Source organism: Bacillus sp. NPDC077411, assembly GCF_044543425.1.
GTDB classification, from domain to species: Bacteria; Bacillota; Bacilli; order Bacillales; family Bacillaceae_G; genus Bacillus_A; species Bacillus_A bruguierae.
Genome location: NZ_JBITWA010000014.1, coordinates 129,179 through 143,853, shown reverse-complemented (window position 1 = coordinate 143,853; position 14,675 = coordinate 129,179). Strand labels below are relative to the sequence as shown.

Annotated in this window: 17 protein-coding genes, 1 rRNA gene and 1 pseudogene; 6 read left to right on the top strand and 13 right to left on the bottom strand. The window is 37.3% G+C overall.

Annotation, left to right across the window (positions count from 1 at the left end):
* Positions 1-92 (bottom strand): 16S ribosomal RNA (locus tag ACIGHG_RS17845); the annotation flags it as partial.
* 326 nt (positions 93-418) lie between these two features.
* On the opposite strand from ACIGHG_RS17845, the gene ACIGHG_RS17840 reads away from it, so the two are divergent.
* Positions 419-1,105: an MgtC/SapB family protein gene (locus ACIGHG_RS17840; protein WP_336474560.1), complete on the top strand. Its 687-nt coding sequence runs from the start codon at positions 419-421 to the stop codon at positions 1,103-1,105.
* 133 nt (positions 1,106-1,238) lie between these two features.
* Entirely contained in the window at positions 1,239-2,234 is a 996-nt protein-coding gene (locus tag ACIGHG_RS17835; RefSeq protein WP_336474559.1) for an ion channel, read from the top strand.
* Here the strand turns inward: ACIGHG_RS17835 and ACIGHG_RS17830 are convergent.
* Together ACIGHG_RS17830 and ACIGHG_RS17825 are read right to left on the bottom strand one after the other, a co-directional pair.
* On the bottom strand, positions 2,224-2,634 hold the full coding sequence (locus ACIGHG_RS17830; protein ID WP_336474558.1) for a YugN-like family protein: 411 nt from the start codon (positions 2,632-2,634) through the stop codon (positions 2,224-2,226). The genes ACIGHG_RS17835 and ACIGHG_RS17830 overlap by 11 nt on opposite strands.
* A 395-nt stretch (positions 2,635-3,029) precedes the next feature.
* Positions 3,030-4,382, bottom strand: coding sequence for a glucose-6-phosphate isomerase (locus ACIGHG_RS17825; protein ID WP_090919029.1), 1,353 nt, complete (start codon positions 4,380-4,382; stop codon positions 3,030-3,032).
* 276 nt (positions 4,383-4,658) lie between these two features.
* On the opposite strand from ACIGHG_RS17825, the gene ACIGHG_RS17820 reads away from it, so the two are divergent.
* Positions 4,659-4,892 carry a DUF378 domain-containing protein gene (locus ACIGHG_RS17820; RefSeq protein WP_035433268.1) on the top strand — a complete coding sequence of 78 codons (234 nt, stop codon included), beginning with the start codon at positions 4,659-4,661 and terminating at the stop codon, positions 4,890-4,892.
* Positions 4,893-5,079: 187 nt separating this feature from the next.
* Here the strand turns inward: ACIGHG_RS17820 and yugI are convergent, their stop codons facing one another.
* From yugI to ACIGHG_RS17805, 3 genes are all read right to left on the bottom strand, one after another.
* Positions 5,080-5,424, bottom strand: a complete 345-nt coding sequence (gene yugI / locus ACIGHG_RS17815) for a S1 domain-containing post-transcriptional regulator GSP13 (RefSeq protein WP_336474556.1) — start codon at positions 5,422-5,424, stop codon at positions 5,080-5,082.
* 156 nt (positions 5,425-5,580) lie between these two features.
* Positions 5,581-6,771 (bottom strand): aminotransferase, encoded by a 1,191-nt coding sequence (locus tag ACIGHG_RS17810; protein WP_396549671.1) that lies wholly within the window; start codon positions 6,769-6,771, stop codon positions 5,581-5,583.
* Positions 6,768-7,265 carry an Lrp/AsnC family transcriptional regulator gene (locus ACIGHG_RS17805; RefSeq protein WP_139207752.1) on the bottom strand — a complete coding sequence of 166 codons (498 nt, stop codon included), beginning with the start codon at positions 7,263-7,265 and terminating at the stop codon, positions 6,768-6,770. Before ACIGHG_RS17805 ends, ACIGHG_RS17810 begins: the two co-directional genes overlap by 4 nt.
* A gap of 113 nt (positions 7,266-7,378) precedes the next feature.
* On the opposite strand from ACIGHG_RS17805, the gene ACIGHG_RS17800 reads away from it, so the two are divergent.
* Positions 7,379-8,347, top strand: a complete 969-nt coding sequence (locus tag ACIGHG_RS17800; protein ID WP_396549669.1) for a 2-hydroxyacid dehydrogenase — start codon at positions 7,379-7,381, stop codon at positions 8,345-8,347.
* A 300-nt stretch (positions 8,348-8,647) separates the two neighbouring features.
* On the opposite strand, the gene ACIGHG_RS17795 is transcribed toward ACIGHG_RS17800, so the two are convergent.
* Positions 8,648-9,139: an AraC family transcriptional regulator gene (locus ACIGHG_RS17795; protein WP_396549684.1), complete on the bottom strand. Its 492-nt coding sequence runs from the start codon at positions 9,137-9,139 to the stop codon at positions 8,648-8,650.
* Positions 9,140-9,268: 129 nt separating this feature from the next.
* Positions 9,269-9,553: pseudogene (locus ACIGHG_RS17790) on the bottom strand (helix-turn-helix transcriptional regulator); the annotation flags it as partial.
* 310 nt (positions 9,554-9,863) lie between these two features.
* Here ACIGHG_RS17790 and ACIGHG_RS17785 point away from each other — a divergent pair.
* Positions 9,864-10,703 carry an alpha/beta fold hydrolase gene (locus tag ACIGHG_RS17785; protein ID WP_396549667.1) on the top strand — a complete coding sequence of 280 codons (840 nt, stop codon included), beginning with the start codon at positions 9,864-9,866 and terminating at the stop codon, positions 10,701-10,703.
* An 87-nt stretch (positions 10,704-10,790) separates the two neighbouring features.
* On the opposite strand, the gene ACIGHG_RS17780 is transcribed toward ACIGHG_RS17785, so the two are convergent.
* Positions 10,791-11,042: a DUF1871 family protein gene (locus ACIGHG_RS17780; RefSeq protein ID WP_090919015.1), complete on the bottom strand. Its 252-nt coding sequence runs from the start codon at positions 11,040-11,042 to the stop codon at positions 10,791-10,793.
* A 116-nt stretch (positions 11,043-11,158) separates the two neighbouring features.
* Here ACIGHG_RS17780 and ACIGHG_RS17775 point away from each other — a divergent pair, with 116 nt between their 5' ends.
* The gene (locus tag ACIGHG_RS17775) at positions 11,159-12,337 is read left to right on the top strand and encodes a MalY/PatB family protein (protein ID WP_396549665.1); all 1,179 of its coding nucleotides are present in this window, start codon (positions 11,159-11,161) and stop codon (positions 12,335-12,337) included.
* Positions 12,338-12,389: 52 nt separating this feature from the next.
* Here ACIGHG_RS17775 and ACIGHG_RS17770 read toward each other — a convergent pair whose 3' ends face one another.
* From ACIGHG_RS17770 to ACIGHG_RS17755, 4 genes are all read right to left on the bottom strand, one after another.
* The gene (locus ACIGHG_RS17770) at positions 12,390-12,884 is read right to left on the bottom strand and encodes a GyrI-like domain-containing protein (protein ID WP_396549663.1); all 495 of its coding nucleotides are present in this window, start codon (positions 12,882-12,884) and stop codon (positions 12,390-12,392) included.
* Positions 12,885-13,090: 206 nt separating this feature from the next.
* Positions 13,091-13,477, bottom strand: a complete 387-nt coding sequence (locus ACIGHG_RS17765; RefSeq protein WP_396549662.1) for a hypothetical protein — start codon at positions 13,475-13,477, stop codon at positions 13,091-13,093.
* Positions 13,478-13,731: 254 nt separating this feature from the next.
* Complete coding sequence (locus tag ACIGHG_RS17760; protein WP_336474548.1) at positions 13,732-14,286, bottom strand: superoxide dismutase family protein; 555 nt, start codon at positions 14,284-14,286, stop codon at positions 13,732-13,734.
* Between the two features lie 133 nt (positions 14,287-14,419).
* Entirely contained in the window at positions 14,420-14,590 is a 171-nt protein-coding gene (locus tag ACIGHG_RS17755; RefSeq protein ID WP_170857753.1) for a hypothetical protein, read from the bottom strand.
* Positions 14,591-14,675: the final 85 nt, after the last annotated feature.

Sequence of the window (14,675 nt, the reverse complement as noted above, 5' to 3'; positions counted from 1 at the left end):
TTAAGAGCAAGCTCTTAATCGGTTCGCTCGACTTGCATGTATTAGGCACGCCGCCAGCGTTCATCCTGAGCCAGGATCAAACTCTCCAATAAAGTTAGTTTGTCTAGCATCATAAATAAAAATTGACGTTTCACGTTGTTTGTTTCGTTCAGTTTTCAAAGAACTTATCCACCGCTCAATTGCGACTTCCTTATGTTAACACCTTTGTTTTTCGATGTCAACATTGTTTTTCATTTCTTTTTTCTGTCTGCTTTCTGCTTTCGTGCATCAGCGACGTTTATTAATATATCATGGTGAATTTCGAAATGCAACACCCTTTTTCAATATTTTTTATAAAAACTGGCCAAATTTCCTTTCTTGTACCATATACTAAAAATATCAGTTCATCTATTACACTAAATTACGGGGAGGAATACAAATGGAACACTTCGATTTATTACTTAAGTTAGGCCTCTCTGCCATTTTAGGATTTGCAATTGGTTTAGAGCGTGAATTAAAGCGAAAACCACTTGGTTTAAAAACTTGCTTAGTTATTTCTATTATCAGTTGCTTGCTTACCATCGTTTCGATTGAAGCAGCTTATAATTTACCTAGCTCACTTTCAAACCGAATTGGCATGGATCCTCTCCGCTTAGCAGCTCAAGTTGTATCAGGAATTGGTTTTTTAGGAGCAGGGGTTATTTTACGTAGAGGTAACGATAGTATTGCAGGCCTGACTACCGCCGCTATGATTTGGGGAGCATCAGGAATTGGCATTGCAGTGGGAGCCGGTTTTTATCTAGAAGCTATTTCTGGTATGTGTTTTCTTATGATCAGCGTAGAACTTATCCCTTTTGTAATGAATATTTTAGGACCAAAGTCCCTCAGGCAGCGTGAAATCGCTGTAAACCTTGTCATAAATAGTATGGAAAATATCCCTACCGTCATCGATGACATAAAAAAGATGGATATAAAAGTTAAAAACATGAAACTTAAAACATTAGAAACTGGAGCCCATTTCATACAAATGAAACTATCTGTTGACCAAAAAATACGTACAGCTGATGTATACTATGCAATCCAACAGCTTAATAGCGTTCAACAAACCGAAGTGGAAAGTATCTGACAACTCCCTCACTTATGAGGGGGTTTTTCTTTTTTCATAATGGCAACAATATAAAGTGAAACTTCCATCAGTGGGGGTCTTACTGTCCACAAATAGCGGGATAACTATATTGATGCGGGAGGAGCTACAAACATTGAATGCAAGAAGTAGTATCTTAGATACATTTCGCAATTCTATTATTTTACGTCTAGTCACCTTAATTAGCTTATTCATTCTCTTCTTTGGATTTCTTATACATAAATTAGAACCCGTTCACTTTCGAACATGGTTTGACGGTATATGGTGGGCACTTGTCACAACGTTCACTGTTGGATACGGCGATTACGTTCCCCATAGTATACAAGGAAAAATCCTTGCAATTATTCTCATTTTGTTAGGAACCGGATTCGGCTCTTATTATATGGTTTCATTTGCTACAGAAATGATTAGTAAACAATACATGAAAATAAAAGGTGAAGAGGCCGCCTCTTGTCATCAACATATGATCGTCGTCGGTTGGAACGAACGTGTAAAGCATGTAGTAAGTCAAATGCGCGTATTACAACCAAACCTTGATATTGTCCTTATAGATGAAACACTTCCTTTGCTGCCAAAGTCATTTCATCATCTACAATTTATTAAAGGTTGCCCTCATCATGATCATATTTTACTCAAAGCAAACATTTGTACTGCACATACTATTTTGATTACAGCTGACAAAGAAAAAAGCGAGAGCTCTGCTGATACACAGTCTATTTTAACCATCTTAACAGCGAAAGGATTAAACCCAAATATACATTGTATCGTTGAAATGTTAACTTCCGATCAAATTCATAACGCTAAACGAGCAGGTGCAACAGAAATTATTGAAGGAAATAAATTAACAAGTTATGTGTTTGCTGCTTCTTTATTATTTCCTTCGATTTCAGAAGTGCTGTTTACAATTTACAATGAAATTACTGCGAATAAATTACAACTCCTGTATATTTCTGAGAAATATGATGGAGAAACATTCGAATATTGTAACTGCGATTTATTAAAACAAAACATACTCTTACTCGGCCTACAACGTGACGGGCACTATCATATAAATCCTATTCATTCATTTACTCTGAAAAAAAATGATTTACTAATTGTAATTAAACATTAAGAAGATACACTTCTAATTCCCGAACTAGAGCTTTTCCAATATCAATATATTTCGCTTGAATATCTCCATCTGGATCTTTCGGCTCTGTAAACTGATCGAAAGACGTTATCCCTGCTGTAAATGTATTCACTTCATCATCTAATTCGTCTTGATACACATGTGACAGAAGGTACGGTGTATCAAGGCGAACGATAACTCCATTTACATCGAGTTCTCCTTCAACTGCCGTAAACGGTAATCGTAAAAATTGATATCCTTCCTCTTCATCCATTTTATAGTCAAAACACCCCTTCTCATAATCCCAATTCCCGCCAATTGTATAGCCCAGCGGCTTTAATATTTCTTCTAATTTGAAAAGGGCAAACGTTTTTCCTTGTAGCTTCGAATGAATCTGAATCAAATGGATCATCCTTTCTAGATTTTTTTTAGCATGCCCAATTCGAACTCCATATATCGGCGATTCGACACAGTATAAGGATTCCTCGATATTATCCGACGAGTATTTACTATAAAAAAAAGCTGTTGGGATGATCCCAACAGCTCCGCTTTTCTTACTGTCTAGCTCTAGCGACTAGGCCCTCCCGTCTAAGAACCTTCCGCACGAGAAAGTAAAAAACACTTTCTGTGCGAAAGAACCTTAGCCGACGAGCCTAAACAGTCGGCTCCGCTTTTCTTATTGTCTAGCTACACCGGCTAGAATGCTCGGTGGCTTCGCGCCTTCCTGCGAGGCAGAAAACGCCTCTACGTCAGGAGCTCCATCCACCTCTCATTCTATACGAGCCGGCTCCGCTTTTCTTACTTTAAACGTTCTTCTAATTCTGCTTTTAGTTCTTCGAATCCTGGCTTTCCAAGCAAGGCAAACATGTTTTTCTTGTATGCTTCTACGCCTGGTTGGTCAAATGGATTTACGCCTAGTAGGTAGCCGCTCATCGCACATGCTTTTTCGAAGAAGTATACGAGATAACCGAATGTATACTCATTTAGTTCAGGAATGTTTACGATTAAGTTTGGTACACCACCATCGCTATGTGCAAGTAATGTTCCCTCGTATGCTTTTGTGTTAACGAAGTCTACTGTTTCGCCAACAAGGTAGTTTAATCCATCTAAATCGTTCTCATCTAATTCAATTTTTAGTTCATGTGTAGATTTGCCTACTTTTAGAACTGTTTCAAATAGGTCACGGCGTCCTTCTTGAATGTATTGACCTAAAGAATGAAGGTCAGTTGAGAAATTTGCGGAAGATGGGAAAATACCTTTTTGATCTTTTCCTTCACTCTCACCAAACAATTGTTTCCACCATTCAGCGAAATATTGAAGTGCTGGTTCATAGTTGACAAGCATTTCAATTGTTTTTCCTTTGTTGTATAAAGCATTACGTACAACTGCATATTGGTAAGCTGGATTTTCTTCAAGCTCTGATTTTGCAAAATCATCATGACCTGCAGCTGCCCCTTGCATCATTTCTTCAATATTTAAACCACTTACAGCAATCGGCAATAAACCAACTGGTGTTAATACAGAGAAACGTCCACCAACATCATCTGGAATCACGAATGTTTCGTATCCTTCTTCGTCAGCTAATGTTTTTAAAGCACCGCGCGCTTTATCTGTTGTTGCATAAATACGTTTACGCGCCTCTTCTTTTCCGTATTTCTCTTCTAATAATTTACGGAAAATACGGAATGCAATTGCAGGTTCTGTTGTTGTACCTGATTTAGAAATAACATTAATTGAGAAGTCTTTACCTTCTAATACATCCATTAAATCTTTCATGTAAGTGGAGCTAATGTTTTGTCCAACAAATAGCACTTGTGGCGTTTTGCGCTGTTCTTTAGACAGCATATTGTAGAAAGAATGATTTAACATTTCAATCGCTGCTCGTGCTCCTAAGTAAGAACCACCAATACCAACAACAAGTAAAATGTCAGAGTCATTTTTAATTTTCTCTGCACACTTTTGAATGCGAGAAAATTCTTCTTTATCGTATGCAAGAGGAAGTTCTACCCAGCCTAAGAAATCGTTTCCTGCTCCTGTTTTTTCATGGATTGCATGGTGTGATACTTTTACTGCATCACGTAAGTATGTTAGCTCGTGTTCACTAATGAACGATAATGCTTTTGAATAATCAAACGTTACATGTGTGCTCATTTTTTTGCCTCCAATACAATGTCTATATGTATTTCTGTCTTCACTTTAGCGAAACAACCGTTGTAAATCAAGCGAACTACAAATTGTAAGCGTACCCAATTTATTTTTTTTACAAAATCGTCATAACTTCTGTCCTTTGTATAGATAAGTATACAATGAGAATTTTAAATTTTTTTGTATAAGAAGGGCAAAAGGTATCCATTCTATAAAAGAAGCTCGATAAGCGAGTAAACGTAGCTCGTTTGCGCTTCATCATTTAAGGAGGGACTGCTTAAAATGAGTACATTACAACGCATCGCTTTAGTATTTACGATTATTGGCGCAGTAAACTGGGGACTCATTGGCTTCTTTCAATTCGATTTAGTAGCAGCTATATTCGGCGGACAAGATACAGCGCTTGCTCGAATTATCTACGGCATTGTAGGTATTTCAGGTTTAATTAACCTTGGTTTATTATTTAAACCTTCTGAAGAGCTTGGAACACACCCAGAAGCACGCCAAGTTAGATAACTCTTTTATGATTTTATAAAACACATATCTCCGCTTGTTTTATAAACAAGTGGAGATTATGACGCTTCTCTACCTTCCGACATACGGGCGTTTCTTTATACTGATTACAAGTGCAGCAAAAGAAACGTTTGATTATTTTATATCATAATGTAACACGAATAAAAGCAGGGAGCATAACTCCCTGCTTTTATTTTGTAATTTGTGATTCTTCAATCCACTCTGTTAACTTTTCTCGTAATGTGTTAAATCCATTTGCAGATGGATTTGGAATACGTACTTTCCCTTGTTTCCGTTTGGCAGCCTTCAATGACAAACCCATTTTTCCGTTCTTCTTATCAACTGAAAGTACCTTTACTTCCACTTCATCTCCGACTTTTAAAAAATCATGAATATCTTTCACATATCCATTTGTAATTTCAGATATGTGCACAAGCCCTTGTGTTTCTTCATCTAATGCAACGAATGCTCCGTAATCTTGAATCCCTGTTACTTTTCCCTTTACAACCACTCCAGTTGGATATTTATTTAACATAAGAAACACTCCCATATGTTTACCTTTTGTATTAGTAAATTATACCACCTAGTTGGATTTGATTCAAAATTCATAAAAAAAATTCCTTTAACATGTATAAATCTTCAAATATGGGGATAAAATACTAACACATGGCTTTCTAGTATTCCCCCCCTTTTATGGACAAAACGTATTACGTTTTGTCCTTTTTTCATTCTCTACAAATCGTTCCATACGTTTCATCGCTTCCATAAGCTGTTCAAGTGATGTGGCATACGAACAGCGAATAAACCCTTCTCCACTCTCGCCAAATACACTTCCAGGTACAACAGCAACTTTTTCCGCTAACAATAAACGTTCAGCAAATTCCGCCGAAGATAATCCAGTCGAACGAATCGAGGGAAATACGTAAAATGCTCCGCCAGGCATATGACAGTCTAATCCCATTTCATTAAACGAAGTTGTCATAAAGTTTCGGCGTTGTTTATAGCTCTCACGCATACGAATAACCTCTTGTTCTCCTGAACGCAGCGCTTCTAACGCCGCAAATTGAGACATCGTCGGCGCGCACATCATCGAATATTGATGAATTTTTAACATTAGTTCTGTAAAATGTTTAGGAGCTGCAATTAATCCAAGGCGCCAGCCTGTCATCGCAAAGCCTTTTGAAAAGCCAGAGATTAAAATCGTATGATCACGCATATGTTTCACACTTGCAAAACTTGTATATGTTTCATCGTAAACAAGCTCGGCATAAATCTCATCAGATAATACAATTAAACTGTATTTCTCCACAATAACAGCAAGCTTCTCCAATTCTTCTTTATTTAAGAGCGTTCCTGTCGGATTGTTTGGAGAACATAGTAAAATCGCTTTCGTATTCGATGTAATGACCGATTCAATTTGATGCGGCTGCACTTTAAATTCATTCTCTGGAGATGTAGACACAGGTACCGGTACACCGCCAGCTAACGTAACAAGCGGCGCATATGATACAAAGCTTGGTTCAATAATAATTACTTCGTCACCAGGATTAACAATGGTACGCATTGCCACATCTAACGCTTGGCTCGCCCCAACTGTTACAATGATCTCTTCTTTCGGATCATAATCGACTGAAAATTGTTTGTGTAAATATTTTGATATTTCTTCACGCAGCTCTAACAATCCAGCATTCGCAGTATAGGCTGTATACCCTTCTTCTAACGAACGAATACATGCTTGTCTTACATTCCAAGGCGTCACAAAATCAGGCTCTCCAACTCCTAATGAAATAACCCCTTTCATACCGGCAGCCAAATCAAAGAACTTGCGAATACCGGATGGTTGTAAAGATTGTGCTACTTTTGATAATTCAAATTTACTCATGGTGCCACCACAATTCGTTTATCATCATCTTTATTTTCATATATAATTCCCTCATGTTTGTACTTTTTCAAAATAAAATGCGTTGTCGTTGATACGACAGATTCAATTGTCGCTAACTTCTCTGCTACAAATGTTGCAACTTCAGCCATCCCTTTTCCTTCTATCGTAATAGAAAGGTCATATGTCCCTGACATTAAATACACCGACTTTACTTCTGGATATCGGTAAATTTGTTCTGCTACCGCATCAAATCCAACGCCATGCTTCGGTGTAACTTTCACATCAATCATTGCTGTTAAACCTGTATGTTCTTTTACCTTTGTCCAATCAATCAGTGTTACATAATCGACAACCACTTTTTCTTTTTCTAATTTCTCAAGAATTGCTATTACTTCTTCTATATCTATGTTTAACATTTTGGCTAATGTTTCTTCAGATAATCGGCTACTTTTCTCAAGACAAGCTAACAATTCTAACTCTTTTTCTGTCATCACAATCTCCCTTTCCTTTTTGGATATTTTCTAAATTATACAGACTGCTTTTCCTATTTGAAAAGAAGATTTTTTTAAGGAATTATGTGACAATAAAATAGAAAGGGGCTGACACTGTGAAACAAAAAATCTACATTGCAGAAAAAGTGCCTGCATTTGTTGAAAAATATATTGCCGAGCATTATGAATACGAAAAGTGGGATAGTAATGAAAAAATCCCGCGCCATGTACTATTAGAGAAAGTAAAAGATAAACACGGACTATTAAATTTCGGGGCTATTATTGATGATGAACTACTCGAAGCAGCTCCGCAATTGAAGGTAGTGAGTAATATTTCAGTCGGCTATGATAACTTCGATATCACAGCCATGAAGCAAAGAAACATAATTGGAACGAACACACCATACGTGTTAGATGATACTGTCGCTGATCTTGTCTTTGCGTTAATGTTATCTGCATCGCGCCGCGTTTGTGAACTCGATCGTTACGTAAAGTCAGGACAATGGAATGCGGAAATTGGAAAAGAGCATTTCGGCTTAGATGTTCATCATCAAACAATCGGAATCATCGGCATGGGACGCATCGGTGAAGTTGTTGCAAAACGCGCAAAATTCGGCTTCGATATGGACGTTTTATACTACAATCGAAGCCGTAAAGAAAAAACAGAACGCGAGCTCGGCGCAACATATTGCGAATTAGAAACGTTACTGCAAAAAGCAGATTTTATTGTCCTTCTAACACCATTAACAGAAGAAACGTATCATTTAATCGGGGAAAAAGAATTTAATATAATGAAAGAAACAGCCATTTTTATTAATGCATCCCGCGGGAAAACAGTAAATGAAAGAGCATTAATTGAAGCGCTGCAACAAAAGAAAATTTTTGCAGCAGGCATTGATACATTTACGCAAGAACCAATCGAAAAAGATAACCCGTTGTTATCTCTGCAAAATGTCGTGACGCTTCCTCACATTGGTTCTGCGACGTTAAAAACACGCCGAACTATGGCAATGACAGCAGCAAAAAATTTAGTAGCTGGATTGCAAGGGCATACACCGCCGAACGTTGTGAATGAACTAAAATAATGAAAACGCGCCTGTTTTGACAAGCAGGCGCGTTTTCATTATTCATACCCTTTTTGTAACTACTCAGCTATACCTTTTAGAAATTTAGAAAAGGGGATGATTTTAGTGAAAGTGTGTCTCTCTATTACTTATAAATTCATTTTTTGGCATATAAACTGTTGTCATGCAAACAAGGCAGGAGCCTGCACTATTGTCTACTTTTGTTTTCAAACCTTGCACGTGGCAGGAAAAGGCCCTGACCGCTCCTATGCATCGCCAGTCCCTCTCGCCCATTTAAAAAAATGCTTTTCTGTCGGTTTTTCATAAAGTAACTGAGTAGTTATCCCCTTTTTTAATAGGAATGTATAAGTCAACCTTTGCCTTCCCTTCTGGATCAGTTGCTGGGTTATTCATACAAAATTCAAGGCACGGTTTATCATCTGCATCGTACCCACTATTAGGTAACCATTGTCCAAATATACTTTGATAAGCAAGGGCAAATTTATCGAGAGTATCATGAAACTGATACAAAGCGTAAGTACCGCCTTTCAAAGTTTTATATTGTATGTCATCATTATTTTCTTTATTAAAATCTTTCGGGATTGTTACACATGCATCATAGCGACAAGCATATTCATCAACAAAATTCGGATCATCCAATGAAATTCCAATCGAATATTGTGTTTGATCAATCCCATGTTTATGTGCCCATTCCCCCAATTTACTCCATGCCCGAAACGTTTCTAAATAGCTCCCAACGTGTCTCACATACGCTACTTCATAATCAGGTAATTCCTTAATTGTAATGTTCATTATCCATATCCTCCTTAACAGGTTATTATTGCTATCATTAGCGTAGCAAACGGAGGTAGACATCTCTTCTTGATTCTTGCTTATATATAACGAAAAATTGCTATTATGAAAATGATTTTTTCTAACATCAGTGGGAACGACATGAAAGTGTTTTTTAAACAATGCATGAAATGTTGAAGCTGATTCAAAACCACAGAGACTGCTTATCTCTAATATTGATTTGTTCGTTTCTGTTAAGTAGTATATCGATTTTTGAAGACGTTTTTTATTCACAAAAGACATCGGAGTTTCACCAATTATCGCTTTAAAAATCCTACTAAAATGATACTTAGAAAAGTGTGATACTTGAGCTAATGAATCGAGATCAATTTTCTCAGCGTAGTTCTCTTCAATATATCTTATAACAGTTTCCATTCGTGTTTGATAATCGCTGTTCATATAAACTCTCCTATTCCTTCATTTACTAAAAAATTGGTTCATCACCAAAAGACAGGAGAGTGACATATAAGCTGTACACTCCACCCCAAGTGGACGCTTTCCGTTCCATGTATTAAAAGTGATTCTTTTTCAACAAATCAACCCCATGTTACGCTGATGAACCAAAAACTTTTCATTCCCCTTAAAAAATTCCAGACCTACTACTACTTTCCCTTCTCTTTTCATATAGGATAATTCCCACTCAAAAAGGAGATGATATGAACAAAAAAACAACGGAGTGATGAAGATGGAAAACGAAGTTCAACTCCCTCACTTCACCTTTTCTACAAGAGGGATGACGATTCATTATGAGCTCTATCAGTCTTTCAGTGCCGAAGAAAAACCAACATTTGTTTTAATTCACGGGTTTCTCTCTTCAACCTTTAGCTATCGGCGTCTCATTCCGCTATTAGCTCAGCAAGGGAACGTGATTGCCCTGGACCTACCGCCATTTGGAAAAAGCGATAAATCCTATCATTTCACATACTCTTATGAGAACCTCGCAACGATTGTCATTGAGCTTATGGAACATTTACAAACAAAAAACGTTATTTTAGTTGGACATTCGATGGGAGGACAAATTGCGTTATATGTAAACAAATTGCGGCCTAACTTCATTCAAAAGACGGTTCTTTTATGCAGCTCCAGTTATTTATCACGGGCGAAACTGCCGCTTATTTATACTTCCTATTTACCGTTCTTTCATTTATACGTAAAGAATTGGATTGTAAGGCGAGGTATCATCCATAATTTGATGAATGTTGTTCACGATCATTCTTTAATCGATGACGAAATGATGCAAGGCTATGCAGCGCCTTTTTATGATAATCGCATCTTTCCGGCACTAACCCGCATGATTCGAGATCGCGAAGGAGATTTAACGTCAAAAGAGCTACAAACAATCACAACACCTACCTTGCTCATTTGGGGAGAAAAAGATCGTGTTGTTCCTATTGAAGTTGGCCACCGCCTGCACAATGACCTGCCGCATTCACACTTTATCTCCTATGAAAACACAGGACATTTATTGCCTGAAGAAAAACCAGAGCACGTATGCGAAGAAATTATGACTTTCTTAGCTAATTAACCTAAAACAAGAAGCGGATATCGAAAAGCCCACCTCCCGTAAACTTTTCGATACCCGCTTCTTATACCCTTGCTATTCAATAAGAACTTATAGACTACAACTTCCGCCGTCTTTTAATAATAACAATTGTTCTGCTAACCATTGACATTTTTCAATCGGCAATGTTCTATCAAATGATATTAAATAAATGTGCTGTATTTTCTTTGCGATATATTTTGCATCATCAAATGTACTTACAATGTAGACGATGTCGCTTGCTTCCGTTTCATAAAATTCCGGCCCCATTTGAAACGGATCCCACTTCTTCACAAAGTCTATCATCTTTTCATATGTCCCCATACACTTCCCGCCTTTTTCTTAAATTCCACTTCCCTTTATCGTATCATATCAGCTATGCTAGAAGAAATGATAGAACTTTCAGTATATTCATCCCAGAATCGAAAGGAGCAATAAATATGGGGAACTTTAACGAAATGATAAATCGCCGCGGAACAAACTCCGTTAAATGGGATACACATAAAAACGAGGAACTTCTTCATGCCTGGATTGCAGACATGGACTTCCCTGTTCCCTCACCAATTCAAGATGCTTTAACAAAACGTTTACAACACCCTATTTTCGGTTATAACACTTCAAGTGAACAAATAAAAGAAGCAATTTGTCATTGGGTAAAAACACAATACAATTGGGTTATTGAAAAAGAATGGCTTGTCTTTAGCGCCGGCATCGTTCCTGCACTTAGTGTTTCTGTACAAGCTTTTACTGAAAAGCAAGATTCAGTGCTTGTACAACCGCCTGTATATCCCCCATTTTTCGAAATGGTAGCAACGAATGGGCGCCAAGTGCTGACTAATCCGCTGCGCTTAGAAAACGGTGTTTACAAAATGGATTTTGAACAGTTAGAGAAACAATTTCAGCAAGATATAAAACTGATGTTTCTGTGTAGTCCTCACAATCCAATTGGACGTGTATGGACAGCGGAAGAGTTAACAAAACTCGGTGCGCTCTGCGAATTGTATGATGTAACCGTCATTGCAGACGAAATTCATGCTGACATTATCTTTAATGGACGTAAACATATTCCACTTGCCTCTTTATCACCAAACTTAGCGAAGCGAACTGTTACATGTATCGCTCCAAGTAAAACATTTAATATTGCTGGGCTGCAAGCATCGGTTATTATTATTCCAAATGAAAAGCTGAGAGATGCCTTTACCGCTGTGCAGCATCGCCAAGGCTTTCATGGTTTAAACACATTTGCTTACGCAGCAATGCAAAGTGCGTACACAGAATGCAATGAATGGCTAGCAGATTTGTTAGCTTATATAGAAGAGAATGCACGATTTGCATGTGACTTTATTAAACAGCATATTCCGAAACTATCCGTCATTCAGCCTGATGGTACGTTCTTACTTTGGATTGACTGCTCCAAACTTGGACTCACACAAAGTAAACGAATGGAATTATTAGAGACAAAAGGAAAAATCATTGTAGAGCCTGGAGAAAAATTTGGTGCCGGCGGTGAGCATCACATTCGTTTAAATATCGGCTGTCCACGCCCTATATTAGAAGATGCGCTCCGCCGCTTACAATGTACATTTGCGTGTACTTCTAAAGAACAGCTACCTATGTGATTTGAATCTGGTTATTATAATAAAAGAGCTGGAAATTTTCTCTCCAGCTCTTTTATTTATCCGCTATGTTAGCTTTTATTGGTATCCACACTTCTTCTTTTGCGTTTAAATCATCTGGACGATAATTATCATCCATAATTTCAAAATGCTCCCTTACATCTAAGCTATAATTTGAATTCGGTAACCACTCTTGAAAAATATACTGGAATGTGCTCAAATCAGACGCTGTTCCTTGATGGATAAAAACAGCATATAAGCCTCCTGCTAACGTATGCGTTGATAGTTCTGAAGAAGTATCATTTTCGAAATGTTCCACCTCAACAGCAGCCCATTTTTCATAAGTATAGTTTATATCATTCAAATTTAAAGGGGTGCTTAACACCTTTACAGAAAGAAAACAAGAGTTACTTCTGTAAGAGATACGATTTCTTAATGGCATAAATGTTTTCCATATTCCCATTGTGACTTCAGAATCTTTTACAAAAGTTGTTTCTTTCCTAATTCCAACAATTTTTTTTGCTGGGATATTTATTATTTTAGGCTCCATTCTCTTCTTTCCTCTCATCATTACTATTGAACATGAATATGTAATAGTCTAGCTATACTAGGAGTTTGATTAAAATTTATCCTTCTTATATATGTACGTGTTCTATATATACCCGAGTTAAAAAAACGACATAAAAACCTCTTTCCCTGCCATATGCGAGGTTTAAAACAAAGAGAGCAAGCGAGTACCATTCGCTTGCCGTTTTTTCATAGCTTCGTATGTATCCGAATTCCTTTTGCTTTCTCTTTTTCACCCTTCACACTTACACTCAATTCATATGAGCCAGGTTTCGGTGCTTCAAAAGAAAGCAGACCCTCTTTTTCGGAAGTGATTTCTTCTTCATGAATAACCTGATCGCCTTTTATGACTTGCAATAAAATTGTACCTTCTTCAACGGATGCTTCATAAGGAATCTCCACATTTCCATTTTCAACTTTAATCGTTTGCACTTCGTGAGAACCTTGCAGAGAGCCAATTTTTAAAGTAGTTTCTCCGTTGTTTTGAACCTTTGTGATTTTTGTTGCTATATTGCCATTACATGCGCTTAACAATACAACAAGCATAAGAATAAGCAGTGAACGTAGTAATTTCATAGAATCCCCCCTTTTATGTATGTGCATATTCTATTATAAAGGTTTTCCTAGGTAATTTCCCCAACGATAATCCTAATCATATATCAATTGAAAAAAACAGGCATCCTTTAGAAAATATATTTTAGTATAAATTAAACAAAGACAAACTGAAAGACTATGTACACTTATTACATATTGCCTTTTCTACTTATACCATCAAAATATATAAAGGCCACCGAGACTTTCCTGGCAGCCTTTAAAATGCGCGGTTTTCTTTATTTTCCTTTTTCCTTCTCTTTTTTTAGATCCGAAGCTTTTTTCACAATTACACCGCATACAATTCGTTTTCCAGAATTTCCAGCTGGTTGTGTCATCCCATCGTCTGCATTTTCCGTAATAATAAGCGATGCACCGTCTTTTCTATTCATCGTTGTTTTCCCTTCTTTTAAAGCCACTTGCGGTGCCATAATATCTGCCTTAATTTTCCCTTCGCCATCCGCAATCACATTCGGCAAATCTCCATTTTCAAATCCTTTTGGATGTAATAACCCATGCTTCTTTTTATTTGGATTAAAATGATCCCCAGCAGAAATAAAGTCCGGTGCTTGACATTGCCCTACTTCATGAATATGTACTCCATGTACACCAGGTGTAAGCCCCTCTGCTTTAATCGAAATCTTTACTCCGCTTGATTGCTGGGCAACCTTCGCCGTTCCTACTTGATCTCCAGAAGCATTATACAGCTTCACTTCTATTTCTTTCGGGTTCTCTTTCGCACATCCAGCAAAGAGGATAGCTGCAAAACATCCCAATACGAGTTGCTTTTTCATCCATGTTCCCTCCAAACTCATTCTGTTTTTATATTGTCCGAGCCTAGAAGGAAACATACAAAAACTCCTGCACGAAAGGCGACAATTCTCGAAGAAAAGACGTCTCTAATCGCCAAGTTCGTCTAGCTAACCTTTACCGTTTTTCCATAATCCGTTTTTCCATCTCTTTCAAATTTTCCGCTTCTCTTTCTGATGATTTAATAAACATACGCCACGTAGCAATTGCTCCGATTATAAATAGTACACATACAATGGCAGGTATAATATATTCTGTCTTATCTTCCGGAAAGTATAAAGGCATCATAACTGTTCACTCCTTTGTTCATTTCCTTGCTACAATTGATTATACAGAAATTTCAGTCTAAATAAAACTTCCTTTCTTCTTTGAC